Source organism: Bacillus sp. ISL-7 (assembly GCF_018613065.1).
Genome location: NZ_JAGGQW010000041.1, coordinates 112,938 through 139,272, shown reverse-complemented (window position 1 = coordinate 139,272; position 26,335 = coordinate 112,938). Strand labels below are relative to the sequence as shown.

Sequence of the window (26,335 nt, the reverse complement as noted above, 5' to 3'; positions counted from 1 at the left end):
AACGAGTTCCAAGATGATTTCTTAGGAACCGGTTCCAAAAATAAATATATTAGAGTGGAACCGGTTTCAATTAGATTATAAGATTAATAGATTACCTTGTCAACGCTTTCTTGCTCCATTATTTTAAATTTTGAAAGTGTTGTTTTTTCTATTTGTTCCTCATTAACCAATTTAACTATATTCATTGCGGCTACATGTCCTGCCTCTTTATAGAAAAACTTAGCTGTTGTGATGCCTGGAAATGTGATTTTCGTGATATCATAGCCGCCAAATCCAGTGATGGAAAGCTGGTCAGGCACCGTTAGCCCCTCCATATTTGCTGCTTTTAAAGCACCTAAAGCGATATTATCGGTTGCACAAGCAATAATAGTAGGATGGAAGCTTTTAATAATATTGGGGACATTTTTGATTGCATCTTCAATTTTAAAGCTTGTTTCAAAATACTGAACTTCACACCCAGGTTGTTCTGAAACTGCCTTCATGAACCCAGCTTTCCGTTTGACACCTACTGCTATATCCCTTTCTGAAACACCTAAGTAGGCAATTCTTCTATGTCCTTTTTCCAGAATATATTGGCCTAACTCGTATGCAGCTTGATAATCATCGTGGATAACGCTATGAAAATCAGTATGCTCCTGCCCCACTAATATGATGGGAACCTGAATATTGTCAAAGGCTTCAATATGCCTTTCAGTGATTTCGGTTGCAAGAAGAATTATTCCTGCTACCTTTTGTTTGGCCAAACCATATATGTTTTCAATTTCTCGATCTAGATCCTGACTAGAGTTGGATATTACTAATTGATATCCTTGTTCCCTTAGCTGGTCATCCATCCCAATCAGTGTCTGTGATGTGGCGAATGAATCTAATCTTGGGACAATCGTGCCTATAATATTTGTTTTCTTGGCTTTTAGGCTTTGGGCAAATTTATTAGGTGTATATCCCGTTTCTTTAATGACACTTTCAATTTTTTTACTCGTTTTTTCACCCACAGATCCCCCGTTTAAGTAACGAGAAACCGTACTCTTTGCAACACCCGACAGTTTTGCTATATCCGCTATTGTAATCATATCTTCCACTCCATTTACACCAATCACTATTATGAATGTATTATACACAACTTCCACTCAATAATCGAAATTAGAGATAACATTCGATGTAAACGGCCTTATTTGCTGATTTTTGATGAAAAATAATGATGGACTATTTTTTCAAGCCTGATATAATCCATATATAAAACAATAATTTATTTTTAAAGGTGGACATTATGGCGAACACTTGTAGATATGTTGTCAACGCACTTGGTAAAGGTGGGGAAACATATTATACTCTTTGTAAAGATAAACAAGAATTACAGAATTGGATTACAACCAATCAAGAAAAATTAATCATGGAAGAATTAAAGGTAACTGATAAAAATCAAACTTTATTCTCTAAACTATTTAACTTAAAAAAATTATATTAATCATTTCAGACGCCATTCTTAATAGAATGGCGTCATTTATTTTTTAGATTATTAGTGTATTCACACCTAGCCTTTTATAGTTGGAATTTTTTTTGAATATAATTATACTATATTTATTAGACGGGTGATTTTTTTTGAAAGAATTGAAGGAATTTAATAACCAACCAGGTTCGAATAACAATAAAAATGATGTCAGGGTAACTAATAATTTCACTTTGAATATTAACCTTGGGGATCCATTAAATTTATTTGCTCTAATTGGCGGTATTATTATTGTTAGAAGATTAGTTAAAAAACGTAAAGTAAAAAGAAAAAAATGTAATGACGTATTAATCATTACATTTTTTTCTTTTTTATGTGCATTATTCACTCTTCCAAATGTCTTAATTTCTTTCTCAATTCTATCATTACAGCTCTTGGGTTTTTAATTTCAAAAATGACATATGTATACTTTCCGAAATTTTCTAATTCAAAATGGATAAATGGTACCTTATGTTCACACGAAAGGAAATACCATTAATTACCAAACTTAAAGCTGCCTTCGTAAATGTTGAGTGGTGCAATGGCGGTTCCAGGCATGCGGAGCATCCACATTGGAGGATCAAAGTCATCAATATAAACACTTTTTATCGCCTTGTAAGGAATTTTCAACTGCCACTTTAATGCAAAAATGCTTAAAAGCCCAGTTAACTTCAGTACGAATTCTTCCTCTTTAAAGTGTACTTCCCTTCCCATAAAGAGTCACCTCACCTGCATATTTGAAACATACCATCATCTATATTTTACCATTGGAAGATTCAGTAAGCCAATTAATTATTAAATTTTCTACGTGACCCTAATCGGTGCAGTTATACCATTATAGGCACGTAGACGTGCTCTACGTGACCCTAATCGGTGTAATTATACAATTACAGGCACGTAGACGTGCTCTACGTGACCCTAATCGGTGTAATTATACAATTACGGGCACGTAGACGTGCTCTACGTGACCCTAAAATGTAAAAATGAACAAAAAAGAGCACGTAGCTAATCTACGTAACCCTTTTTGTTTCCAACAATATCAAAGTGTCAATTCCATACGGACAAAATCCAAATACTGTCTTTTCGTGGTGCCTGACACCGAATAAAGACACCAAATAATGACTCCAATAAATGAGACCATTAGACCCCTCTACTGACGAATTTCTGCTTTTGGATGTAGATGAGTCTGATGGATAGGGCTATTCCGGCTGCGAGCAGGCCGATGGTTAGTCCGATCCAGTAGCCTCTTGCTCCTAAACTCGTATAATGTGCGAGTAGATATCCTGATGGAAGACAGATAAGCCAATAGGCTATGAGTGTCATGATAAAGGCAAGGTTGACGTCCTTATATCCTCTTAAGGCTGCTTGGGCAGTTGCCTGGATGGCATCACAAATTTGGAAAAACAGCGCAAAGATTAAGAAATTAGCGGTTAAATTAATGACGGCTGTTTCATTCGAATATAAACCGGCAACTTGATAGCGAAAAATCACTACTAATACTCCAGTCACAATGGCAATCAAGATGGCAAGATAAACTCCTAACCAGCTGTACTGTTTCGCATCTTTATAACGACGGGCCCCAACTTCATACCCGACTAGGACTGTTTGTGCCGTCGAAATACTAATCGGAATCATGTATAGAAAAGAGACGATATTTAAGGCAGATTGATAGGCAGCAATGGTAGTGACATTAAATTTACTTAGTAGGATGGTAACCACCGCAAACATACTAGTTTCAAAGAATGTAGAGAGTCCCATCGGCACGCCGATCTTTAATATCTCTTTACATTTATCCCAAGAAAATTCTTTTAAATCAGCGAAAACAGAGTACGTAGAGAAAGGTTCTTGGGTTTTAACGATAAACACTGTCATCCCCATAATCCCCCAATACGTAATCGATGTTGCATACCCTGCCCCTGCACCACCAAGCTCTGGGAAACCTAAGTTTCCAAAAATGAGCACATAGTTTAAGAAGAAATTGAACGGTAACGACAAAAGCATGATTACCATAATGACCCTTGTTTTGCCAAGTGCATAAATAAATGATCGAAGTACATTAAAAATAAATAGCGGAAGAATTCCATAGCTGAGTCCGACTAGATAATGAAAGGCAGTGTTATGCACACCGGAATCAAGTTTCATTAAATCTAGGATCGGGTTTAACAAAAAGAACCCCAGGATGATGACCACTAATGCAATTAAAATGGAAAGATACATTCCATGCTTCACCACTGATGCTACTTCATTGCTCTTCTTTTCACCAAAGCGTTGTGCGGCAATGGGTGAAACCGCAAGAAGAATTCCGCTGATCCCCGTAAAAATCGGACTCCAAATCGAGGTACCTATCGCTACTCCGGCTAAATCGGTGGAATGGTACTTCCCTGACATAATCGTATTAAAAAACACCATTGAAAACATGCCAAGCTGTGTGATTAAGATAGGAATCAACAAAATAAAAATTTGCTTTGTCTTTTCCTTTAACGTATAGGTTTGATTCATATACAGGTTCTCCTTGAGAAATAAAAATCCGAAACTTCATTATACTCTATATTGGGTTATTATTCCTCAATTAAATTGGAGAACTATAGAAGAGTTTTCCTTAGCTGCAAGATGATTTCTGTTCTCCTGAATTTGTGCAGCAGTTTTCGTGTGTATGATCAGGCCCTCTTTAGTTTCAGTTATCTCTTTGCTTTCCACCTTAAAAAAGTCTTTGGAGGAGTTTTTCCCTAAAAATAATATGCAAAAAAACGCTGGATTCAATTGATCCAGCGTTCATTTATTTAGTGGCCAACTGCTTTTCCCAGTCCACCCGGTTTGTTGTGAACAGCAAGTTTTTCAATCAGTTTATTGCTTTCAGAGTTTAATCCTATTAAGTTTACTTTAACTCCATTTTGATGGTACTTGATGACTACTTTATCAATCGCACCAATCGCAGAATCATCCCAAAGGTGGGCATTCGATAGGTCTAGGTCAATTTCACTAACGTTTTCTTTATAATCAAAACTGTTTACAAAGTCAGTTACTGAAGCAAAGAAAAGTTGCCCTGAAACATGATATATTTTTTTATTTGATCCCTTAGCTGAAAGACTTGATATTTTCACTTTTGAGATCTTTGAAGCAAAGAATATCGCACTTAAAATGATTCCCGCTAAAACCCCTTTAGACAAGTCATGAGTCTGTATTACTGTAACAACGGTCACAACCATCACAATGGTATCGGTAATTGGCACCTTTTTGAATGACTTTAGGCAAGACCAATCAAAAGTTCCAATCGAAACCATAATCATCACACCAACAAGTGCGGCCATTGGAATTTGCACGAGGAATCCTCTTAACGAAACAATCAAGATTAATAAAAACGCCCCTGCGACAAAAGTGGATAATCTGCCCCTGCCTCCAGATTTGATATTAATACCAGACTGACCAATCATTGCACATCCAGCCATTCCTCCAAAGAATGCTGAAACAATGTTCGCAATACCTTGTCCAACGGCTTCCCTGTTCTTGTCACTCTCTGTATCAGTCAGATCATCGACAATCGTTGCCGTAAGAAGTGATTCAACTAACCCTACAATCGCGATGGATAATGAATAGGGAAAAATAATCTGTAGTGTGTCAAAGGTGAATGGAATGTCCGGAATCAAAAAGACAGGTAATTTGGATGTTAATTCTCCCATATCTCCGACGGTCCGAACATCACTGCCCGTAAAAATAGCAACCGTTGTTACTACAATAATCGCAACCAACGCTGAAGGGACAGCCTTCGTAAAACGAGGTAAGATATAAATGATCGCGAGCGCAAGTGCGACCATGGCATACATTTGCCATGACTCCCCGACGAAATGCGGTAATTGAGCGGCAAAAATAAGGATCGCTAGTGCATTAACAAACCCGGTCATTACGGACCTGGGAACAAATTTCATCAATCGCCCTAACTTTAAAGCTCCCATAATGATTTGTAAAACACCCGTTAGAATCGTTGCAGCCAGTAAATATTGCAATCCGTGGTCTTTAACCAACGTCACCATCAGTAAGGCAGTGGCACCCGTAGCCGCAGAAATCATCCCCGGCCTCCCACCAACAAACGCGATTGTCATGGCAATACAAAAAGAAGCATACAATCCGACCATTGGGTCAACACCAGCAATAATGGAAAAAGAAATAGCCTCTGGAACTAATGCAAGTGCTACCACAATACCTGCTAAAATATCTCCCTTTGTATTTCCAAACCATGAATATTTAATTTTATTTAGATCCAAAATTACACTCTCCCTTAGTTTATATATATTTTTTATGAAAATAATACAGCCTTAGCACGTGTAGGTACATCTGCTTTTATTAATGACTTTCAACTCTCATGAAAGTCGGGTCCGTTATTAACAGAACAAAGTATAAAGGATTGTGACAAATTTGTGAAACTCAATATAATCGGATACATTCTATATTTGCTTTGTTTTTCGCCATTTTACTTTGGATTTCGACTTATCTCCAAAAATATAGAGAAAAGTTGTTGGAAGCAAAAATGTATTAAATAAAAAGGATTCTTATCAATTAAGTGTAATAAATGATCGAATAAAAAAAGATTGATTCCACTTAAATAGCGGACATCAATCTTTAGCTTTTGTAACTCTATTTCCACCAAACTTTACGAGGGTAATCTTCCGAATCAATATAAACCGTTTCACCTATTCTGGGTGTTGAAATGGCAAGTAGTCTTTCTTTTTGGGCAGCTTTTGTTACTCTTTCAATTGGATCCGTCCAGTCATGTAAGGCTAGTGTAAAGGCTCCCCAATGAATTGGTATCATTATTTTCCCCTTCACATCGAGATGTGCTTGGACGGATTCTTCTGGCGTCATATGAATTTCCGCCCAACGTCTGTCGTATTGACCGCATTCCATTAGTGTCAGATCAAAGGGACCGTATTTAGCACCAATCTCTTTAAAATGTGGTCCATACCCGCTGTCCCCACTAAAAAAAATATTAGTATCCTCCCCCTTAATTACCCATGAACACCATAATGTCGTATCGCGGTCTGTTAGGCTTCTGCCTGAAAAATGCCTTGCCGGTGTGGAAGCAATCTTAAGTCCTTCATGATGAAGCTCATCCCACCAATCTAGCTCTATTATGATTTCTGGATTTACTCCCCATTTTTCTAAGTGGCATCCAACACCTAGAGGGACAATAAATTGTTTGACCTTTTCCTTTATTTTTCTAATCGATCCATAATCCAAATGATCATAATGGTCGTGACTGATGATGACTATATCAATCGTTGGAAGATCTTCTATGATAAATGGAATGCCTTTGCTATAGCGCTTTATGCCGAAGATTGGAAATGGTGTAGGTGCTCCGCCAAACATCGGATCTAATAGTATTCTTTTTTCATCCAATTCTAATAGTAGAGCCGAGTGCCCAAACCAGGTGATTTTTGGTTGTGTATCATTTGGGTGATCCGAAAGTTTCAATTTTTCTATTGGGATGGCATTCTTAGGTCTTCCATTGGGATTACCTTTGATGAAATCAATTAATATTGAAACCGTTTCTTTAAAGCTATTTTCCATTATTGTTGGAACGCGGTTGACGAATTTCCTTTTATGGGAGAAGTTTTCGGATTGCTCATATTTACTAAGCCTCTCCTTCGAAGCCATTTTCCCAAATGGAGGATAATAACTCAAGAATAAATAAGTAAGTCCAACTAAGCCTAAAACAATAATTAGTGCGATCATACAAGTGCCTCTCCCTTTGACATGTTTATCTGACAAAAATAGGACCTCTATGAGAGCGTCCTATTTTTTAACGATTTTTGATGGGTTATTGATTTTATACAAGACCGGGACATCTACTAGAAATTCTTCGTCTACATCTTTTCCTTTTCCAAGCTTCTTAGCAGCAACTTTACCATCGAATTCAAGTGCATCCCCTATCGCCAATTCAAACTTTTTGAGTGTCTTGCTGTGGCTGCACCAGGCTAGACCTATTTCTAGTGGATTTTCCTCGTGGACAATCTGAACATTTTCTAAGACAACAACTTCATCATTTTCCTCATTAAACGGATTGTAAACGAGCGCGAACTGTTTTACATTGGCAGTAAAATGGACCTTGTCTACTGGAAGTTCAAGTTTTGGAGCCTTCTCCTTTTTAGGTTTCGGTTCCTTTGCTTTTGGTGGCTTAGCTGCTTCTTTTTTGGCAGGTTTTTCAGCTGGTTCTGTGATTGCCTCTGCAATTATTGGCTCACTTTCGTCTACAGTCACAAGTTCAAGTGCAACCGTTTCTTTTTCATCAAAAGTTAACAAGCTTTCTTTTCCAAAGCTTGATTGCTGCATTTCTTTTAAATAGGCTGGATGGATACAGGTGAGATTTCCGTCCTGGAATTCAATCACAAGCGTATTAATATCCAATGCGCTCCCGTAAGTTTCATACCCTTTAATAGTTACTTGCCGCTGATAGTTTCGATCCTTGTACCAGAATTCTTTTTTTGCTTCTCTCGCTGAGGATAAACCCCATTCCTTGAGTTTCTCTTTGTAATGGTCCATATCACGGAATGTTTCATATTCACCTTTGGGCGGAATATACTTCGTCAATTCGGACTGCTCTAATTGAGGACGCTGGATGATCATCCTAACACTTCCTTCCACTATGTATGTGATTTCATTATATTTCAACTTCTGCTAATAAAAAAGGGAAAGAGTTTTTCCTCTTCTCCCTGCGGTATTTTTATGTATTTGCCTATAAATTGTATGAAATTAAAAAAAGGCTCTACAAGAGAGCCTTTTCATTCACATTTATGTGGTTTAGATTATGCTTTACGAACGTTAGTTGCTTGTGGTCCACGTTGACCTTGTTCAACTTCAAAAGTCACTGCTTGACCTTCGTCTAAAGATTTGAAACCTTCGCCTTGGATAGCAGAGAAGTGTACGAATACGTCGTCTCCAGCTTCGCGCTCGATGAATCCAAAACCTTTTTCTGCATTAAACCATTTTACTTTACCTTGTTCCATTTGTGTTTCCTCCTGCTGTGTGCTTTGCACACATAAAATTACTATCCTTGCTCAGTTCGATCTTTTAGACAAAAAGCAGTTTTCCCTTTTTTCATCCTTACCGACTAACAAAAATAATTCTCCTTAACTATAACAGATGGTCCTGGATAATGCAAATAAATATGAGGAATTTATTATTTCTTTTGTAAAAATATTGTAGAAATACTATTGTCTTTTTATCATTAAAAGGCAGTAACACTTCAATCCAGACGGAATATTTCTAAGGGTATCACAAAACACTTTCATAAATGCACCACCGGTTAGTTATTTTAAAATAATTTTGAAAAAATCAAGTATTCTTGTTGTATAATACCTATAGAATTTTGATGAAGATGGTGGATGAACATGCGCACATACAACGAAAAAGTTAGTATCTATCATGGGATGGTGTCTACCATAGCTGTGAACCTTGCCAGTAATTTTTTTCCTATTTTCGCTATTTCCATTCTCGGCGCAAGCAACTATCAAGTCGGTTTGATCAGCTCGCTTCCGCCATTGGTTGCACTTATTATGACAATTCCAGCCGCTATCATGTTGAATCGTTTAGAGCAGCAAAAGAAGACCGTTGCCATGTCCGTTTTATGGGCAAGAATCTTATTTGTTCTTTTAGCTGGAGTCCTTTTTATTCGTTCGGATTATCAAGCATGGACGTTTTTGATCATCGTGGCTCTAATGAATGTGCCCGGAACGATTTCAAATATCGGGTGGCAAACTCTTATTAGTGGAATGATTAACGAAGACCGAAGAGGAGCGTTTTTCAGTGATAGAAATCGACTGTTAACCATTGTAGGCATGATCACAACTTTGATCATTGGGATCGTTATGAAAAACCAAACTAACCATGCGGTCGCCTACCAGCTTTTATTTCTCATGGCCTTTCTATTTGGGTTATTAGAAGTATTTTTCTTAATGAGGCACAAGGAAACGGTACAACCGAAGACGAACAAGGAGCAGGAGCAAAAGAATGCGTCAATGGATTGGTCGATTTTTAAGGATAACGGATACAAATGGTTTCTTATCACTGCCTTATGTTTTAATTTCTCGTGGCAAATGGCATGGGGATTATTTAATATTTATAATGTGAAATATGCTCATGCAACAATTCTTTGGATTAGTATATTTTCAGTAGCGAATCAATTAGTGCAGATATTTACCTTCCCCTTATGGAAAAGATGGGCGGAACAAAAATCCAATACCTTAATGCTCGTTTGGGTTGCTGCTGGAATGGCAACTGCACCGTTTTTGACCGTTTTGTCCACTAATCTAATCTATTTAACCTTTGTCTCGATGACTTCTGGGTTCTTTCTTTCAGGTACCATGCTGCTATTGTTCAACCTGTTGTTGGAGCAATCTCCAAAGGAAAAAAGAACGTATTGCATCACAACCTATAATGTCCTATTATCCTTTGTTGCCTTCATCGCGCCGCAAATCGGCATTTGGCTTCTCGAAGTAACCGGCATACAAAAAGCAATGAACATCATATCCATCCTAAGATTCATCAGCGCAATCGTCTTCTTCTTAATGTACGTTAGATTTATGAAAAATAAAAAACTAGCAGATAATTGGAACTATTAGTTTAAAAGTTTCATATTTTTTTAGAAGGAGTGGATTAGGGAAGCAGGTGGGAAAATGATTAAAATAAATCAGCAAACGATTCACGTGGATGACCTTAGTCATACCCTTACAACGAAAGAACAGAAAGACATCGTTACTAAAATGGAGAAATACAAGGAAATTTATCAGTATCAAACTTTAAGTCAATTCCAATTTGAGCTGCTGTTCCGAACAAAAACGCTGCAAGCTGCCCGAGAGCTTAATAAAAGTAAGGTAAAGTTTACAACCTTTACCTATGCCTTTTGCAATAAAAAGTATTGGGATCGTCTAAGTAATGGCGGCTTTCTCTTGAAGCCAAGTGTTAGGCCCAGCGTCGCCATTCTTGATGTTTTAAAAAATGGAGCCCTTTATGCCTTTGATTGTTCAACAGGAATCGCGATTGTCTTATATCTTGCTACCCTTTATTCGATTGGAAGCACAAGGTTTGATCTACTTTTTAACCGGCTTCTCTTAATGGATTGGCAATTTGATAACGATCTAAAGCTAACTCAAAAATATGGGTATGATTTCATACCTGGTGACATCTTGCATTTCAATAATCCGGATGTCAACCCGAAGGAGTCACATTGGCGCGCTGAAAATGTAATTTTTATGTCCGATGACCAATTCTATGGACATGGAGTAGGGATCAAAAAGGCAGACACCATCATTACCTTCCTAAATAAAAAAAGAAAGCCAAATCCGCGGATCTCTGCATATTTCATGAATCTTATCACGAGACCCGTTTATCGTACATTTTTATAAAATGAAAAGACCGCTACCATCGAAATAGCGGTCTTTTGTATGAACGAAATTTTGCTAGTTCTTTATTTGTTCCAAAATAAACGGATCTTTGATTTTCTTATCTTCCGCGAGCAAAAGGACTTTTGAAACAATTTCGGCTGTTTTTGGGTCCTCGTCCATGAATGGCAGGAAGATTCGACCACGCTGCTGTGAATGGACGGGAACGATATAAATGGCACCTGTAGCCTGTTTATACACATTGGCACTTCCCAGGTGAACACTATAATCCCCAAGACTTCCGTTAATCAACGCAAAATTGCCCTCGATTCTTACATTTTCCAGTCTCATTAATCGAACCGATTCCGTCACTATTACTTTTCTCATTTCAATCGTCGTTAAGCTCGCCTCTAGGTCCACCCCGCCGACATGGGCGATACTGACAACCAAATCAATGTCTCGCATCGTTTCCGAGAAGATCACCTTCGGAATATTTTTAATTTCTAGAGGTTGATAGGTAAGACGGTCGAAAAATTCGATTGTTTCCAAGGTCGGACACTCAACATCCGATGGAGAGAACCAATCGGCTAAAGCATTTAGTTGCACGATAATATTTTCCTTGTAGTAGACTTTTTGAAGTCCAGCTTCATAGCTCGTCGTCCACAAGCGATTTTTTAATAAGGCAACTGTTTTTTGCGGCTGGATTTGGTGACCCGCGTATCTTCGTGTTCCCGTTCCCGCTGCAAGTTCATCTTGATTTGGTAAATATAGTTCTCGAAACACCTGCTTAAACGACTGTTTCACCTTCCGAGCGAATAAATCCCGTTGGAATTCACTCCATTGCCCACTCTCTAAGAGATGGACTGGGTGAGCGATGAAAATTTCATCAGTGGCCTGAATGGAATACTTATCAACCGCCCCAACACCATTTAGACAACCGTCTTCAAAAAAGCCTAAATAGTTCCCCACTTTTAGTACCAATGATGTCATGAGTGGCGTTAACACCGGATTTTTCATCATAGTATAAACTTCACTTAAAAGAAAACCGTTTCCAAGCTCCATCGAGCGTTCTAACTCTTCTTTTGCTCGTTTGTATTGCTCCCTTAAATCGGATTTGATCCCTTTTAAGACAACTATATATTCGTGTTTATTGTACTTGGCTGGGAGTTTTTTTAGTGCTTTATCTCCTTTTACTGCTTTGATATCTCCTCGCCCATTGGCATCAATCACGAGCTGTACAGTCAGATCATCCATCACTTTTGGTTTAAGAAATGGCGCAATTTCTTCCATTTTTTTCGCTTCCATCGCCCACTTTAGCCTTGTTACATCCTTATAGCCTGCATTTCTGGCGAGGTTATCAAGGGCAATCGTGACTGTTTTCGATTCACTGGCACGGCGCTGTGCTCCAAACCTCTTACTTTCCTGTAAAAATCTTTGTATGAATACATACCGTTCGAGAACATCTTGTTCATTTTTCACTGGAATCAAGCTGTAACATAATACCTGATCCTTTGTTCTTTTTTCCTGAACTAGGTTTTTAGTATTTTCAAGTGCTAATTTCCCCAAGACCGCATCCGCAAACAGCTGTGATCTGCGATGATTCGCACCTGCCGAAATGTATTTAGCACATTGATAGAGAATTTGAAAGCGTTCCTCACCCAACTGTTCGTAAGACTCTTTAAACCACCTGATGTCAAAAGCACCATCTTGAAATTCCTGTGGTGAGATGGGCGAATAATGCGCGACAATGGTTTCTTTTTCCTCAGAAAATGTCTCATTGATATGGGCATGGAAATACCAGGCGGCACTCCTCAAACCATTCCAATTTAAGTGCTTTGAAACAATGTCTAGCCATTGCGGGGCATACATCGCTGCCTCTAATAATCTTTTTTCCGACAATGTCTTCCCCTTTAAAAATTGCTTCAGTTGTACGTCGCTGTCTCCCTCTTTTGGATAACTTGTTTTTAATAAATGGGAGAACACTTCTTTTTTAGTGAGATCGCTGCCATTACCATAAATATAGCCGCGCACGAACGATTCTTTATCAAGGCCTAATAAGATTTGAACAAAGGATTCTATGCCTTCATGGCGTTCAATTCCCATTGCTACGGTAGTTATATCTGTTTGGAGATCCCCTCTTTTTAGTTCAATTTCTAATATTCTTTGAACCAGCTGATCTTTAATAGGAATCATATCAGGATAATTTTTTAAAAAATGATCCTTGGGATTGGTTAATTCTGATACATAGTCTCTACTTGTATCCTCTCGACCCAAAAGCTCATGAAAAATGACTTGTTCATCGATCATTTTACGTGCATAAGCTTTTGCTAAATCTTCCATCGACGGAAGAAAACTTTCAAAATTAGCCATCGTATATAACTGATAATGAAGCTTGAAATACACATCAAAGGATCCACTAGTAATATCGGCAAAGTGTTCGGTCCATTCCAGCCATGGATCGATAAGAAAATCAAGCAGCTTATATTCGGTTTTGAGCTTATCTTCAGGGATTGAATGTACCAGAAAATTTAACACAGCACTGATGTTGTCGAAAAGCTCTTTTGAATCTTGACTGGTAAAATAAGCATCGAAAAGCGTTTCTACTTGGGAACGATAATTCAAATCATCAAGAAAGCGATTCATTTCTTCGATGTTTTCGATTGGATAAATTTCTTCTAAAAATGTTTTCCTCCAGCCCTCTACCTTTGGATAATCCATAACCTCCCAAACATCCAGCCTATTACTGTAATAGCTAAAGATCCTGTCCGAGTGAAGATAGAAGGCAGTCTGAATGAGCTCTGATGCTGGTAGCACATGGGTATTAAAATACTCCTTCCAAACTTCAGCTATTGGAAGTTGGTCGATTTGCTGTTTTTCATCCTCTTGATAAGTGCACCTTAATTCCTCGCCAATGTGGAGTGTATCCTTTGAGCCATCATACCACTCGACCTCATATTCCACCCGACGATGTTCATGAATTAATGCGGCTAAACCTTGAAGAAATTGCTTGCTAGAATCTGTGGTTTGCTGTAAAAGGTTTTTTAACTCTTGTTTAGGATGCTCAAGTTCAAGGTTTACTCGATGATTCGGGTCATATAATCCAAACCCATTTTCCAGGTTGTATTCCTCGGTTTGAAACAACTTATCAAGTAATATTTGTTCTTTTGAGCCAGCTTTCATTTTAAGGATTGTATTATTAAACGCTTTAATAAGTCTTTCACGTTCCTCCTGATCATTAATTTCTGATAAGATTTCAAGCGCACCCACTCGTTGCAACTCTGCTTTACTTGATATTAAACGGTCAAGCGCGGTTTCTAGTTGATCCTTTGGGAGTCCTAGTAAAATCTGAATGGCTCCTTGTCGGAGGGCTCCAGTTTTTAATTTTAACATCGCTTCAATCTTTAAAATTTCCTCAGGCATAAGTTCCATTGATTTGATGATTGTGAGTGCGATTTCTCGATTGTTCACACTTTTATCAGCGAGGCTTGCAAAAAGGAAATCGCGTTGTGTTTTATCCGAGTAATCCTTGATAAAAAATGATAGCAGATCTTCTCTTAATTCAGCACTTAGCTTGTCCTTCGATTCAATTAATTGTCTTAGCCAATCCTTATCCAAGTCGTAGGCGGTCAAGAACATCAATTTTCTCGCAATTTCGTCACTTGAGAAAATTAGCGTAAGTCCTTGATTCGTTTTTGATTCGATTTCGAGTTCTCTTTTGGGTATTTGTAAGAACATGTTTTTAAACAACTCAAACTGTCGAGATCGTTCCTTCTTGTTTTCTAAAAATGGTACCTGGTTGAATGTCAGGGTGCTTTCACTTTTTTCAGAATCGTATGACCAATGGATATCGTAGTCATAAACATAGTTTTTGAGAAGATAATATTGTAGCTCTACGTTCTTTTCACTTAAAAACGGGTGTGCTAACTCAAATCTCATACCCGAATTTTGGCTTTGTGTTAAAAAATTGGATCGGTTCTTTTATATCGTCTTCTTCATTCACAGCTGTTGCCCAAAGGCTAATGCAAAGCGTATTTAGGTTCTCGCTTCTAACTCCTTCTTCACGCAGCACTCGATTGGATAGAGAATCTGCCGCGTATTGAATCGATTGCTTAGTCACTCTTCTATCCGAGGATTGCAGGTCCAAGCCTGTCCAAACGTCAAGCGCTCTCACGACGGAACTGTAACGAATAAGTTCGTTGTCAAGGATGACTTTAAGCATGTATATAGTAGCTTCTAATGTACCTTCATCCATATTTTCGACAATGCTTTGGCGCAAGCCCTCTTGCAGTCTGGCAGCAAGTAACAAATCACCGAGCATATTATATCCTTGCTGGCTATGGCTTTTAAAAATACCCTTGATCATTTCATATGTAAGTAGTGTCGTGTTATTTTCTCCGAAAATTATATTGGATAGGGCTTGAAATACCCGCTCATTATTTTGGTCAATTTCATAGGCAATCATATCACTGATCAGAGGATTGTATATCGGCGAACCCTCACGGCTAGATAGATAATCAATAATCGAAAACTCTTCAAAATCCAAGTCAAATATATAAAGGAAGCTCTCGATCATTCCATGGTAGTGATACTCGAGGTTTCTCGTCCGAAACGGTCGTCGCGAATACCCTTCACTGTATGGATATTCACATTTATGATCGACGATATATTGAAAAAGAGCCCCGTATTCTGCTCCGATTAAGGTGTGCACAATTTCCACTAGCGGTTGGAAAATGAGGGGGTCACGGGGGCTTTTTTGTATGAATAGGATGTTTCTAATTTCTTGAAGATTTGTGTCGCGTACAAAGTAGGTCGCGTCCATTAATTTTATTAGCAGCAGCGCCAACTTCTGCTCTGTTCCAGAAAATTCTTTGTTTGCCTTCGCTTCTAAACTCTCATAATATTGATCCTTATTTTTTGCTCTCATACCGTTTCCCCCCATTACCACATACGTCCTGCTAACATTGTCAGCTTTATAAAAGTAAGTTGATCATCCACTTGTAAATCCAATGGCTTATCTAAATCGAGCGACTCTTTTTCATTAATAAATACTCGGTATAACCCATCTTCAAAGGCTTGGATAGCCAGCCTGGCTGCCGTTTGCAGATTGGCTTTTTGGTCGCTATATTTAGTCCCAAACCCTACTTTTCCGGCATGGACTTGCTGTTCGATTTTCTCGTTTGTAAGAAAACTTACCAAGTTGGTTTCTGCTTGGGTTGTTGCATTAAACTCCTGGACTTGGATTGACACTAATTCTGTCAACAGCACTCTAAGTGTCGGCGGAGAACTCTCTAAATGAATCTCCTTACTCGTAAGATAATCCTTCCTCTTAGCCAGACTTTTCATTGTTACAAAGATTTTCATGTAGCTACCTCAATAATAGATTTTACCTATATATTAGCAAACTTCATTGAGGTATACAGCAACAACCCCATAAAAAGACTAACAAAAAAATGTCCACCCAAGGCGGACATTTTACTCATTTTGTCTTTTTGTGGTGCCTGACACCAAAATATTTTAAAAGTTAATATATGCATCCTCGGCTTTTACGGTGTCTTTTATGACTTTTTTGTCTTTTAGCCATTGGGCTGCGGTTTTCCAGGTTTCTGGGTCTTGGTAGCCGAATGGTTTTTCTTTGGCGTCCATTAGCGGGAGAAGAATTTCTAAGCTTTTTGTTTCGACGTCCTTTTCTAATGGTGATGTTTTATCTTCATGGTTCATTAAGATCGAGAGACCATCTTCTGGATGTTTCTGAACGTATTTTTGACCATCTGAAATCGCAGCCATAAACTTTTTATACACTTCTGGTTTTTCTTTTAATCCCTTTTCACTAGCGACCAAAACTAATTCATAATAATCTGGAACGCCATAGTCCGCCGGATTTAATGCTCTCATCGGGTGACCTTCTTTTTCCAGCAATAACTTCTCATGGTTAATATAGCCGCCGATCAGCGCATCAGTTTTTTTCGTTGCCATCGCAGGAATGAGATCCCAGCCCACATCGACCATTTTTATCTTTCCGGCGTCTCCGCCATCAGCTTTCACCATCGTTTGAACGATCGCTTCATCTAATGGAATCGATGGATAGCCAATCGTTTTCCCAGCTAAATCTTTGGGTGATTTTATCGAACCATCTGCTGGCACCATTAATTGATTTAATGGATGACGGACAATTGCTCCAATGGATTGAACAGGAATACCTTCACTGCGTGCCACAAGTACCTGTGGTTGATAGCTAAGCGCCATGTCAATTTGGTTGGCCGCAACTAGTTTAAGCGGATCATTGGTATCTGCTGGCATTTGGATATCAACATCTAAGCCTTGTTCTTTAAAATAGCCCTTTTCTTCAGCGACAAAAAGAAAGGAGTGCACCGCATTTGGATACCAATCTAGCATTAAGCTAACTTTTTGTAGTTTATCGGCAGCCCCCGTGGCTTTATCTGATTCCTTTTCATTGTTTTTACCACAAGCACTTAATAGCAGTAACAATAGACTTAACATGATCAAAAAACTTTTCTTCATTTGAGTTTACTCCCTTTCTAGTTGCGAATCTTATTTTTCAATAGCTGTTTTTCCAATAAACCAATGAATAAAAACAACACAATTCCTAAAAGCGATAATAAAAATATTGCAGCAAACACGGAGTCTGCCTGTAAGTTACCAGACATTCGTCGACTGAAGTACCCTAGGCCTTCACTAGCACCCAGCCATTCACCAACCGTCGCTCCGACAACACAATAAACAACTGACAACTTCAATCCTGAAAAAATGGCTGGCAACGCCATGGGAATCTGGATTTTTTTAAAAATTGTCCAGCGATTGGCGCCCATCGTTAACAGTAATTCCCGGTATTCGCTTCCACCAGATTTCAACCCATCATAGGTACTTACGACGATGGGGAAGAAGGCGGTTAAAATAGTCACGGCAATTTTGCTCCAAATCGAATAGCCAAACCACATAATAAAAATCGGTGAAATTGCAATTAACGGCACCGTTTGTGAGATAACAAGAAATGGATATAATACCTTTTCAATGGAACGAGAAAAATGCATAGCAATTCCCAGCGATAATCCACCGATTACGGAGAGCACAAAACCGATCAGAACTTCCTTTACGGTAGCCGGCAAATGCACTTCAAACAAAAGCTGTCGATTTTCTTGTAATGACCCCCAAATAGCCGAAGGCGCTGGCAAAATAAAGGAAGGAATCATGCCTTGCCTGACGACCCATTCCCATATGCTGACAAGGAGGATCACCACGATCAAAAACAAACCGTACTGTTCCGTCCATTTTTTCAAACTAGCTTTCATTGTGAATCAGCCACTCCAGTTCTTTTCTCATCGTAATAAACTCTGATTGATAGATTAGCTGTGAACTTCTTGGTCTCGCCAGGTTGACCTTTATTTCTTTGATTCCGGTGTCTTGGAGCAAATAAATTCTATCACTCAACAAAACCGCTTCTTCAAGATCATGGGTAATGAACAATACCGTCTTTTGTAATTCCCCCCACAGTCCTAATAACCAGCTATGCATGTTCCGTTTTGTCAGGGAATCGAGTGCGCCAAAGGGCTCATCCAATAATAATAGATCTTTCCCTGTCATAAGGGTTCTTAAAAAGGCCACGCGCTGCTTCATTCCTCCCGAAAGTTCATTCGGATAAGCTTTTTCATATTCTGCCAAACCAAACCGCGATAACCACTCTCGTATTTCAGGTATTCTCGCTTGCTTAGGTTCCTTTGTCACTTCTAAAGGTAGTAACACGTTTTCTAAAACGGTTCTCCATGGTAAAAGCAGATCCTTTTGCGGCATGTAACCGATACTCCCTAATCTCTTTCCAGTCTTTTGACCATTGACCATAATATCTCCTTGATCAGGTTCAAGTAAACCAGAAATCAATTTAAAAAGAGTGCTCTTTCCAGATCCACTTGCGCCTATCACTGAGACAAACTCACCTGGTTTAATGTCTAGTGAAATTTGATCGAAAATAGGATTGGAGTTTTCTTCACTTTGAAAAGAGTAGGATAGGTCTTTGATAGATAACATGGCTGAGCTAGACAGGCCACTCGCCTCCCTGATAGACCATATCCCAGAACATATATTCAAATTTTGATGTAGTCAGGAAGTGTTCTTCTAAGTTGGCTAATTCCCGCTCCGGTTTACCCTCTGTCAATCTATCTAACAAATCGATCAACCAAGTTGCTAATGAACCAAATTCATTAGAAGAGTACATTTTCACCCATTCTCCATAAAGATGGTGGTCACTAGCATTTGGATAAGTATCTGCTAGCATCTTGCTAATCTCCCAGTAGCTCCACATACACGGCAAGAGAGCAGCAATTAATTCCTCGAGCGAACCTGTTTGAGCGACATTAAGCATATACCGAGTATAAGCTAAGTTAACCGGCGTTGGTTTTGTTTCCTCCAGCTGTTGATGGGTAATTCCAAACCTCTCAGCATACTGTCGGTGCAGATCCATTTCCCCGTGCAATGTCTCATGCAAAAGCTTCGCAAATGCGGCCATGGTTTCAATATCCTTTGCCTTAACAGCCCCTATAGCAAACAGCTTAGAGTAGTCAATTAAAAACACATAGTCCTGTTTCATATAGCGGATAAAGGATTCAACAGGCAGATCCCCTGTACCTATTCCGACTACAAATGGATGTTGATGGGTTTTCCGCCATACATCATTTACTGATTGATAAAGTCTTTCGGTGAGTTTCATTTCCATACTCTTCCTTCCTCGTGTTACACCATTCCGCGATAAATACGGCTAATACTTTTGTAAAATCTAATAATTGGCGAATTTCAACTTTCTCATTGACTGAATGGGCATCTTCCAATTTACCAGGTCCAAAGATGACCGTTGGAATACCAGCTCGACCCAGCCAGCCTGCATCTGTAACGGTGGTTGACATGCCCATCGTCGGCTTGTCTGTTAACAATTTTTCATAGGAATTAGCTAAAACCTTCGTTCCAGGATGATCAGAATCAATTTCTAACGATGGAAAAATTTCACCACGATCAACAATCATTGATTTTCCGCCCCAAACAAACTGTGGCGGATTCTCGCGAAGCCACGGATCTGCCGCTGCAACTGCACCAATATGTTGTTCTATTTCTTTAATAACCTCTTCATAGTCTTCATTCGGGTAAAAATGAACCGTAACCCATAGAGCACAGCGATCGGCCACAAATGCTGCATGCCTGCCACCTTCAATTACGGCAGGATTAATCGTATTTGTGCCGGGAGGAAAGCCCTGATAACTTTTCGTAATGGCCCAGTGGCGTTCTAAGTCTTGTAGTCCCGAAATAATCTTCATCATTTTCTCGATCGCACTGGCCCCTTTAACACCGCCACCTGCATGAATCATCATCCTACGGATTCCATCATGAAAAGTTTCTTTACTTTGAATGGTAATCCATCCAGTTATGACTCCGCCTTGTCCTTGAATATGTAAATCACTTGTATCAACCACTACTGCATAGTCAGCGGTATAACCCCTCTCAGTGCACGCTAGCGTCCCAGCCTCTCCAACTTCTTCACCGATAACAGATTGAAATTGGAGATCACCTTTGAGCGGGATACCCAGATCTTTTAAAAGTTTAATTGCGATTAGTGATGCCGCAATTCCACCTTTCATATCGGCCACACCACGTCCATATATGTAGGAATCTTTGCGATAGGCAGAAAACGGAGAATAATCCCATTCTGTATTATCCCCAACTTCCGCGACATCCACATGACCATTTACAATCAAACTATTATATTGATTAGAAGATTCACCAGGTAAATTGCCAACCACATTCGGATCTCCGGGATAGACATCCCACTTATCTGTGGAAAATCCCATGGTTTCTAAATACCCTTTTATAAATTCCTGGACATCATTTGTATTCCGTGCAGGAGGACTAACGGTTGGAAATGCGATAAGCGTGGTCAACAATTCGATTAATTCCGCTTCTCTCGCTTCAACTTCTTGTGAGATTTTTTCAAGCAAATCCTCTTTCATTTGTTTACTCCCTTACTATCGATGATTAGTTCCTGATAGTGGTATCATTTTCACTAACAATCAAAACTTTCTTTCTTAAAAATACGGTTAAAATAATAAATCCAATCAGCGCTCCAGCAAACGAGCTAAATATAAATAATGGAATAAACCCAAATAATGTTGCCTTTTGACCGAGAAAAAGAGTAGCGATTGGGTAAGAAAGCAGTGCCCCAATGATACCCGTTCCAATTACTTCTCCGATAAAAGCAAGATAGATCTTTCTAGTTTTCAAAAATAATAGCGAGGCCAGTAAAGCTCCAACCATACTTCCAGGAAAGGCAAAAATCGAACCAGTTCCCATCAGGTTTCTTAACAGGGATACACAAAAGGCTTGAGCTACAGCATAATAAGGTCCTAAAAGAACGGCTGATAAAACGTTCAAAAAGTGCTGAACCGGGAAGACCTTTGTAAATCCAATCGGTATATAGAACAGATTGCTTGAAATGGTACCGATCGCTATCATCATCGCAGTTAACGTCAGTTTATGTGTTTTGTTCACTAGAATACTTCTCCTTTAATACCGACACTATTTCTTAACGCCCTGGCTGCTTCGATTGGTGATTCTGCATGGCTTATGGCCGTAATAACGGAAACCCCATCTGCCCCAGCTTCCACTACCGAATGAGCGTTTTCTACCGTGATACCTCCGATCCCAACAATCGGAATATCAATGCCATCTTTTCGTAATTTTTCGATCAGTATTGTTCCCCGTGATGGTTTGGCATCCAACTTTGTTTTTGTCGGAAAAACAGGGCCAATGCCAAAATAGTCAGCACCACCGCTTATTGCAGTCATTGCTTCTTCCGTTGAATGGACGGAAACCCCAAGGATTCTCCTATCGCCGATCTTCTCTCGAACTGTGTATACCGTTTCATCCTCTTGTCCGATATGTACACCATCCGCATCAACTGCCACAGCCAACTCGATATCGTCATTAACAATGAAAGGGATATGATGTGCTCTGCAAATGGCTTGGAGTTCTTTCGCGAGTGTATATTTGTCAGCTCCAGTTAATGCGCCGTCACCCTTTTCTCGATATTGAAAAAGTGTAATCCCTCCGGCAATCGCCTCTTTTAAAACTTCGACTGGATCCTTTAAACAGTTGGTGCTGCCCATGATAAAATAAACACTTAAAGCCGCTCGTAAATTTTTCATAATTCAGCCAGTTCCTTTGCAATTTTTCTTTTTCGATATGCCCAATGGTTAGTTGGACCATGTCCCTGCCCGATCTCCAAATGGTTTTCAATTGCGGACTGAATAAAATCCTTTGCTATACAAACTGCTTCATAAAGAGTTTCCCCTTTTGCTAGTTCAGCAGTAATTACTGCGGAAAAAGTACAACCGGTTCCATGTGTGTTCTTTGTCTGAATTCTCTTGCTGGTAAAGTAGTAAAATTCCTTTCCATCAAATAATAAATCAGTGGATTCAGACTCATTTTCATCATGGCCGCCCTTAATCACGACATTTTTTACGCCTAACGCAAGTAGTCTTTTAGCAGACTCCAGTTTATCTTCCACTGTCAGAATCGACATGCCCGTTAGTACTTCCGCTTCTGGAATATTCGGGGTGATTACCGTTGCTAGCGGCAATAAGTATTTTTTCATGGCAGAAATGGCTTCCATTTGCAACAAAGAAGCGCCACCCTTTGCAATCATGACAGGATCGACAACAATATTTTGCCATTGATAATTTCTAAGCTGTGCAGCGACGGCCTCGATTATTTCAGCATTAAAAAGCATTCCTGTTTTCACCGCATCCGTACCGATATCTTCGCCGATCGCTTCGATCTGTTTTACGACTGCCTCAGCCGTCATTGGATAGACAGCATGGACGCCTAATGTATTTTGGGCAGTTACTGCAGTCAATGCCGACATCCCGAAAACATCTAATTCCTGAAATGTCTTTAAATCCGCTTGAATTCCTGCTCCACCGCCGCTATCAGAGCCAGCGATTGTTAATGCTTTTTTCATTTAAATTACCCCCAGTTATCGATTGAATTGTTTAACAGAAGCATGTGAAATGATATCTTCGGAAGAAACTAAAGTTAATTGGTTTAAGAATTCGATTTGGAAACTTCCAGGTCCCATTTCAACTGTTTTTGCTGCTGCCTTCTCTGCCGCGATTCCATAATACGTTAAAGCAGCCACTGAAGCTTGAAGCAGGTCCTTTTCCACTCCTGCAAACGCTCCAATCACAGAGGTTAATAAACAGCCAGTGCCTGTCACCTTCGTTAAAATTGGATGTCCATTTGACACGACATAGGTTGTTTTCCCATCCGAAACGACATCCTCTTTTCCAGTGATGACGACAAGACCATTCAATTTTTGTGCTGAAGTAATAGCTAGTTCAATGATATTTCCTTTAGCATCCCCAGCATCGACGCCCTTAATTTCCCACTTTTCACCAACCACATTGGCAATTTCGGCTGCATTACCTCTAATCACAGAGACTTTTACCTCGTTCATAATTCTTTGCGCGGTTTCGGTTCGATAGCGGGTAGCCCCTGCACCAACCGGGTCAAAAATGACGGGAACACCGGATTCATTGGCCGCTTTTCCGGCAATGATCATCGATTCTACTGTCTGTGGGTTTAATGTTCCAATGTTCAATACTAATGAACTTGCAATCTTGGCCATATCTGCTACTTCCTCAGCTGCATATGCCATAACCGGTGAGGCACCAAGGGCAAGGAGCCCATTTGCCGTAAAATTCGTAACGACCACATTGGTAATATTATGTACCAGCGGATTAACCTTTCTAACTTCTTCCAACGTTTCATACAAACTTTTTTTTTCCATTTCAATTGCCCCGTTTCTTATTTTAAAATAAAAAAACCAGATCCAATAATGGACCTGGTTAGTTAGTCAAAGAAATAATTAACATTCACTTGGCTACTTTCCTCCGCTGGTATTACCCAGATCAGGTCCGAAGGGTTGAAAATTTCTCCATTTTCTCTCAGCCTGTTTACAGGGCACCCCTAGTAGATCTAATACTTTATTTAACTAACTACATAATATTCCTATGGTACTAGAATGTAAAGGAAAAAGTACCAGTTAACATAACATTATTATTGTTTGCTTTTATATGGGAAAGTAACAATAAATGCTGTCCCTTTTCCTTTTTGGGAATGAATTTCTATCTGTCCATTTAATTTTTCCAAGCTTCTCTGCACCAATGATAAACCGATTCCGCGATTTTCACCCTTGGTAGAATACCCTTTGATAAATAAGTGATGTCTTACATCCTCATCGATTCCTTGTCCTGTATCATGGACCTCCAGCGCTAGGACTTCATCGTAAAAGTCAAACCTTAATGTAACTTTTTTATGTGGACGGTCCGCAACAGCATCCAGTGCATTATCGATTAAATTTCCGAGAATCGTTACCACTTCATGGGTTATTTCCTGCTGCTCTGGTTCAGGTAGACTTCCTTCCCCATCAATGATTAATTCACATCCATTTTCCCTGGCGAAGCTAAGTTTTCCTAAAATAAAACCTGCTAAAACAGGATCTTTAAACCGACTGACAACAAATTCTACCTCAGTTTGTTGGTGATCGACAATTTTGGTAATGTATGACGAGACCATTTGATAGTCTTTCATATGAATTAAACCTGATATTACATGCAGTTTATTCATGAATTCATGTGACTGAGTTCTCAGTGCTTCCGCGTATAGCTTTACACCGGTTAATTGTTCAGCTAATTGCTTGATTTCGGTTTTTTCTCGGAAGGTAGCAATCGCACCGACAATCTTTCCTTTGACAACAACCGGAACCCGATTGGTTAAAATGGTAATATGATTGATTTCTTGTTCTTGGTCTAATTGAGATTCCCCCGTTCCTAGAACAGAAGATAGCATTGAATTTGGCATATAGTCATCCACTTTTTTTCCTAAAAAGGGCCCATGAATGCCAGCTTTTTGAAGAAGTCGGATCCCCTCATTATTTACGAGAGTGGTAAAAGCATCCTGGTCAACTGCCAAAATTCCTTCCTTTGTGGATTGAAGCATCGCACTACGTTCCTCAAGCAATTTTGCCATCTCACTCGGCTCAAGTCCAAAAAGAATCGCTTTGATTTTTCTAGCTAGAATAAGGGCTCCTAGAATCCCAACTAGAATTCCTACTCCCACACCGATCAAAATAATTTTCCTACTTTGTTCAATCGCCTGATTAACTTTTTCTAAAGAAATCCCAACCGCGACTGCTCCTATTTGTTTATTTTCTTGATCATACACCGGAACAAACGAGCGTAAAGACAATCCCAATGTCCCATTGGCAATGGAAATATGCTCTTTCCCTTTTAAGACAGGTCCTTCATCCCCACCGACAAAATGCAGACCTACTAGGTTGCGATTGGGATGTGATTTTCTTGTTCCATACATGTCCATCACGACGATAAATTCAACATGCGTTGATTGTTTAATATCATTCGCAAATGTTTGGATATCCTTCTCTGCTGTTTTATTTTTAAGCCCATTCATGACAATCGGGGACTTTGCAACAATCCTCGCAATATCTGTTGCTTTTTCAGCTTGGCTTTTCTCTGTTTCTTCTGAAATTCTGTTGGTGATTAAAATCTCGGTTACTAACAATGCCATCACGACCACGATACAAACCAGCAGGGTTATCGTCGATTGTAAACGAAGTATTGGTTTGGACAACCTTATTTTCCAACCCAACATGATTCCCCCCTTTCTCACAGGCAATCTTTTCAAGGTATTTGCGTTAAACACCGTAACGGTTGATAGGTCTTCCGACGCCGCCGTAATGAATATGAATCTTGACTTTTCCTTCTTTTTCTAAGTAATCAAGGTATCTTCGAGCCGTTACCCGAGCCATTCCAATGCTTTCCGCCACTTCTTCCGCAGAAACAGGTTCTTTTTCCTGCGAAATAAAATGGGTAATTTTTATTAACGTATTCATATTTAATCCCTTGGGCAAACTCTCTCTTTCGCTTTCTTCTTTGCTATCAATAAATAAAATTTGATCGAGCTCCTCCTGTAAAAGAGCTTTCTTTTCTCCTAATTTCACTCGATAGTTTTTATAATTATCAAGTGACTTTTTAATTCGATCAAAGGTAAATGGTTTTATGATGTAATCAACAGCCCCTTGTTGTCGTACACGGTGGATGGTTTCTATATCGCTCGCAGCTGTTATCGCAATCACATCCACAGAATAGGCCTCTGAACGAAGTTCGCTGAGCATTTCCAATCCACCCATATAAGGCATATAAATATCGATAATCGCCAGATCCGGACTGAGTTCTTTCACTAATCTTAACCCTTCCATCCCATTAGAGGCGATTCCAATAATCGAAAACCCTTCAATCCTATCAATGAATTGGCGGTGTACCTCACGAACCATTGGATCATCTTCAATCAATAGTACTTTTAACGGAAACATCCCCTGCTCCCCCTTACATTAAATGAAACT

Annotated in this window: 24 protein-coding genes, 1 pseudogene and 1 riboswitch; of the genes and pseudogenes, 4 read left to right on the top strand and 21 right to left on the bottom strand. The window is 39.3% G+C overall.

All coding sequences use genetic code 11. The features are described 5' to 3' along the window. Window positions 1-83: 83 nt before the first annotated feature. Window positions 84-1,070, bottom strand: a complete 987-nt coding sequence (locus J7E66_RS16995; protein ID WP_215001972.1) for a LacI family DNA-binding transcriptional regulator — start codon at window positions 1,068-1,070, stop codon at window positions 84-86. 197 nt (window positions 1,071-1,267) lie between these two features. Here J7E66_RS16995 and J7E66_RS16990 point away from each other — a divergent pair, with 197 nt between their 5' ends. Then, entirely contained in the window at window positions 1,268-1,465 is a 198-nt protein-coding gene (locus J7E66_RS16990; protein WP_066253763.1) for a hypothetical protein, read from the top strand. A gap of 134 nt (window positions 1,466-1,599) precedes the next feature. Further along, complete coding sequence (locus J7E66_RS16985; RefSeq protein ID WP_215002081.1) at window positions 1,600-1,893, top strand: hypothetical protein; 294 nt, start codon at window positions 1,600-1,602, stop codon at window positions 1,891-1,893. Here the strand turns inward: J7E66_RS16985 and J7E66_RS16980 are convergent. The 6 genes and pseudogenes from J7E66_RS16980 to J7E66_RS16955 all read right to left on the bottom strand — a co-directional run bounded on the left by J7E66_RS16980 (window position 1,832) and on the right by J7E66_RS16955 (window position 8,484). Continuing rightward, a pseudogene (locus J7E66_RS16980) lies at window positions 1,832-2,200 on the bottom strand (hypothetical protein). The gene J7E66_RS16985 and the pseudogene J7E66_RS16980 overlap by 62 nt on opposite strands. A 426-nt stretch (window positions 2,201-2,626) precedes the next feature. After that, on the bottom strand, window positions 2,627-3,985 hold the full coding sequence (locus tag J7E66_RS16975) for an MATE family efflux transporter (RefSeq protein ID WP_215001970.1): 1,359 nt from the start codon (window positions 3,983-3,985) through the stop codon (window positions 2,627-2,629). Between the two features lie 281 nt (window positions 3,986-4,266). Next, the gene (locus tag J7E66_RS16970) at window positions 4,267-5,745 is read right to left on the bottom strand and encodes a SulP family inorganic anion transporter (protein ID WP_215001968.1); all 1,479 of its coding nucleotides are present in this window, start codon (window positions 5,743-5,745) and stop codon (window positions 4,267-4,269) included. Window positions 5,746-6,115: 370 nt separating this feature from the next. Next, window positions 6,116-7,135 (bottom strand): MBL fold metallo-hydrolase, encoded by a 1,020-nt coding sequence (locus J7E66_RS16965; protein WP_251032973.1) that lies wholly within the window; start codon window positions 7,133-7,135, stop codon window positions 6,116-6,118. Between the two features lie 138 nt (window positions 7,136-7,273). Then, window positions 7,274-8,104, bottom strand: coding sequence for a hypothetical protein (locus J7E66_RS16960; protein WP_215001964.1), 831 nt, complete (start codon window positions 8,102-8,104; stop codon window positions 7,274-7,276). A 179-nt stretch (window positions 8,105-8,283) separates the two neighbouring features. Continuing rightward, on the bottom strand, window positions 8,284-8,484 hold the full coding sequence (locus J7E66_RS16955) for a cold-shock protein (protein WP_066253749.1): 201 nt from the start codon (window positions 8,482-8,484) through the stop codon (window positions 8,284-8,286). Between the two features lie 384 nt (window positions 8,485-8,868). Here J7E66_RS16955 and J7E66_RS16950 point away from each other — a divergent pair, with 384 nt between their 5' ends. Both J7E66_RS16950 and J7E66_RS16945 read left to right on the top strand, forming a co-directional pair. Further along, window positions 8,869-10,098, top strand: coding sequence for an MFS transporter (locus J7E66_RS16950; protein WP_215001963.1), 1,230 nt, complete (start codon window positions 8,869-8,871; stop codon window positions 10,096-10,098). A gap of 54 nt (window positions 10,099-10,152) precedes the next feature. After that, the gene (locus J7E66_RS16945) at window positions 10,153-10,881 is read left to right on the top strand and encodes a protein-glutamine gamma-glutamyltransferase (RefSeq protein ID WP_215001961.1); all 729 of its coding nucleotides are present in this window, start codon (window positions 10,153-10,155) and stop codon (window positions 10,879-10,881) included. A 54-nt stretch (window positions 10,882-10,935) separates the two neighbouring features. On the opposite strand, the gene J7E66_RS16940 is transcribed toward J7E66_RS16945, so the two are convergent. The 14 genes from J7E66_RS16940 to J7E66_RS16875 form a co-directional block, all read right to left on the bottom strand. Continuing rightward, window positions 10,936-14,793, bottom strand: a complete 3,858-nt coding sequence (locus tag J7E66_RS16940; RefSeq protein ID WP_215001959.1) for a DUF4132 domain-containing protein — start codon at window positions 14,791-14,793, stop codon at window positions 10,936-10,938. After that, window positions 14,783-15,781 carry a DUF5724 domain-containing protein gene (locus J7E66_RS16935; protein ID WP_215001957.1) on the bottom strand — a complete coding sequence of 333 codons (999 nt, stop codon included), beginning with the start codon at window positions 15,779-15,781 and terminating at the stop codon, window positions 14,783-14,785. The genes J7E66_RS16940 and J7E66_RS16935 overlap by 11 nt, the downstream gene beginning before the upstream one ends. A gap of 14 nt (window positions 15,782-15,795) precedes the next feature. Then, window positions 15,796-16,218, bottom strand: coding sequence for a hypothetical protein (locus J7E66_RS16930; protein WP_215001955.1), 423 nt, complete (start codon window positions 16,216-16,218; stop codon window positions 15,796-15,798). 153 nt (window positions 16,219-16,371) lie between these two features. Then, window positions 16,372-17,376, bottom strand: coding sequence for an ABC transporter substrate-binding protein (locus J7E66_RS16925; protein ID WP_215001953.1), 1,005 nt, complete (start codon window positions 17,374-17,376; stop codon window positions 16,372-16,374). A 17-nt stretch (window positions 17,377-17,393) separates the two neighbouring features. Then, window positions 17,394-18,164: an ABC transporter permease gene (locus tag J7E66_RS16920; RefSeq protein ID WP_215001951.1), complete on the bottom strand. Its 771-nt coding sequence runs from the start codon at window positions 18,162-18,164 to the stop codon at window positions 17,394-17,396. Then, window positions 18,154-18,897: an ABC transporter ATP-binding protein gene (locus tag J7E66_RS16915; protein ID WP_215001949.1), complete on the bottom strand. Its 744-nt coding sequence runs from the start codon at window positions 18,895-18,897 to the stop codon at window positions 18,154-18,156. The genes J7E66_RS16920 and J7E66_RS16915 overlap by 11 nt, the downstream gene beginning before the upstream one ends. Window positions 18,898-18,904: 7 nt before the next feature. Beyond that, a complete protein-coding gene (gene tenA / locus J7E66_RS16910; RefSeq protein ID WP_215002073.1) occupies window positions 18,905-19,576 on the bottom strand; it encodes a thiaminase II in 672 nt (223 codons plus the stop codon). Then, window positions 19,539-20,864 carry an acetylornithine deacetylase gene (locus J7E66_RS16905; RefSeq protein ID WP_215001947.1) on the bottom strand — a complete coding sequence of 442 codons (1,326 nt, stop codon included), beginning with the start codon at window positions 20,862-20,864 and terminating at the stop codon, window positions 19,539-19,541. Before J7E66_RS16905 ends, tenA begins: the two co-directional genes overlap by 38 nt. Before the next feature lie 25 nt (window positions 20,865-20,889). Beyond that, the gene (gene thiW / locus J7E66_RS16900) at window positions 20,890-21,402 is read right to left on the bottom strand and encodes an energy coupling factor transporter S component ThiW (protein WP_214716817.1); all 513 of its coding nucleotides are present in this window, start codon (window positions 21,400-21,402) and stop codon (window positions 20,890-20,892) included. After that, on the bottom strand, window positions 21,402-22,058 hold the full coding sequence (gene thiE / locus J7E66_RS16895; protein WP_215001945.1) for a thiamine phosphate synthase: 657 nt from the start codon (window positions 22,056-22,058) through the stop codon (window positions 21,402-21,404). Before thiE ends, thiW begins: the two co-directional genes overlap by 1 nt. After that, window positions 22,055-22,873, bottom strand: coding sequence for a bifunctional hydroxymethylpyrimidine kinase/phosphomethylpyrimidine kinase (gene thiD, locus J7E66_RS16890; protein ID WP_215001943.1), 819 nt, complete (start codon window positions 22,871-22,873; stop codon window positions 22,055-22,057). The genes thiE and thiD overlap by 4 nt, the downstream gene beginning before the upstream one ends. Window positions 22,874-22,888: 15 nt before the next feature. Beyond that, entirely contained in the window at window positions 22,889-23,701 is an 813-nt protein-coding gene (gene thiM, locus J7E66_RS16885) for a hydroxyethylthiazole kinase (RefSeq protein ID WP_215001941.1), read from the bottom strand. Between the two features lie 81 nt (window positions 23,702-23,782). After that, a riboswitch (TPP riboswitch) is annotated at window positions 23,783-23,892 on the bottom strand. A gap of 78 nt (window positions 23,893-23,970) precedes the next feature. Further along, window positions 23,971-25,569: a DcuS/MalK family sensor histidine kinase gene (gene dcuS / locus J7E66_RS16880; RefSeq protein WP_374103858.1), complete on the bottom strand. Its 1,599-nt coding sequence runs from the start codon at window positions 25,567-25,569 to the stop codon at window positions 23,971-23,973. Between the two features lie 58 nt (window positions 25,570-25,627). Beyond that, window positions 25,628-26,305: a response regulator gene (locus J7E66_RS16875; protein WP_215001937.1), complete on the bottom strand. Its 678-nt coding sequence runs from the start codon at window positions 26,303-26,305 to the stop codon at window positions 25,628-25,630. Between the last annotated feature and the right edge of the window lie 30 nt (window positions 26,306-26,335).

Bases quoted from the DNA above. Each gene is read 5' to 3' on its own strand.
- J7E66_RS16995 (WP_215001972.1), bottom strand. From the start codon at position 1,070: ATGATTACAATAGCGGATATAGCAAAACTGTCGGGTGTTGCAAAGAGT.
- J7E66_RS16990 (WP_066253763.1), top strand. From the start codon at position 1,268: ATGGCGAACACTTGTAGATATGTTGTCAACGCACTTGGTAAAGGTGGG.
- J7E66_RS16975 (WP_215001970.1), bottom strand. From the start codon at position 3,985: ATGAATCAAACCTATACGTTAAAGGAAAAGACAAAGCAAATTTTTATT.
- J7E66_RS16965 (WP_251032973.1), bottom strand. From the start codon at position 7,135: ATGGCTTCGAAGGAGAGGCTTAGTAAATATGAGCAATCCGAAAACTTC.
- J7E66_RS16960 (WP_215001964.1), bottom strand. From the start codon at position 8,104: ATGATCATCCAGCGTCCTCAATTAGAGCAGTCCGAATTGACGAAGTAT.
- J7E66_RS16955 (WP_066253749.1), bottom strand. From the start codon at position 8,484: ATGGAACAAGGTAAAGTAAAATGGTTTAATGCAGAAAAAGGTTTTGGA.
- J7E66_RS16950 (WP_215001963.1), top strand. From the start codon at position 8,869: ATGCGCACATACAACGAAAAAGTTAGTATCTATCATGGGATGGTGTCT.
- J7E66_RS16945 (WP_215001961.1), top strand. From the start codon at position 10,153: ATGATTAAAATAAATCAGCAAACGATTCACGTGGATGACCTTAGTCAT.
- J7E66_RS16940 (WP_215001959.1), bottom strand. From the start codon at position 14,793: ATGAGATTTGAGTTAGCACACCCGTTTTTAAGTGAAAAGAACGTAGAG.
- J7E66_RS16935 (WP_215001957.1), bottom strand. From the start codon at position 15,781: ATGAGAGCAAAAAATAAGGATCAATATTATGAGAGTTTAGAAGCGAAG.
- J7E66_RS16930 (WP_215001955.1), bottom strand. From the start codon at position 16,218: ATGAAAATCTTTGTAACAATGAAAAGTCTGGCTAAGAGGAAGGATTAT.
- J7E66_RS16925 (WP_215001953.1), bottom strand. From the start codon at position 17,376: ATGAAGAAAAGTTTTTTGATCATGTTAAGTCTATTGTTACTGCTATTA.
- J7E66_RS16920 (WP_215001951.1), bottom strand. From the start codon at position 18,164: ATGAAAGCTAGTTTGAAAAAATGGACGGAACAGTACGGTTTGTTTTTG.
- J7E66_RS16915 (WP_215001949.1), bottom strand. From the start codon at position 18,897: ATGTTATCTATCAAAGACCTATCCTACTCTTTTCAAAGTGAAGAAAAC.
- tenA (WP_215002073.1), bottom strand. From the start codon at position 19,576: ATGAAACTCACCGAAAGACTTTATCAATCAGTAAATGATGTATGGCGG.
- J7E66_RS16905 (WP_215001947.1), bottom strand. From the start codon at position 20,864: ATGAAAGAGGATTTGCTTGAAAAAATCTCACAAGAAGTTGAAGCGAGA.
- thiE (WP_215001945.1), bottom strand. From the start codon at position 22,058: ATGAAAAATTTACGAGCGGCTTTAAGTGTTTATTTTATCATGGGCAGC.
- thiD (WP_215001943.1), bottom strand. From the start codon at position 22,873: ATGAAAAAAGCATTAACAATCGCTGGCTCTGATAGCGGCGGTGGAGCA.
- thiM (WP_215001941.1), bottom strand. From the start codon at position 23,701: ATGGAAAAAAAAAGTTTGTATGAAACGTTGGAAGAAGTTAGAAAGGTT.
- J7E66_RS16875 (WP_215001937.1), bottom strand. From the start codon at position 26,305: ATGTTTCCGTTAAAAGTACTATTGATTGAAGATGATCCAATGGTTCGT.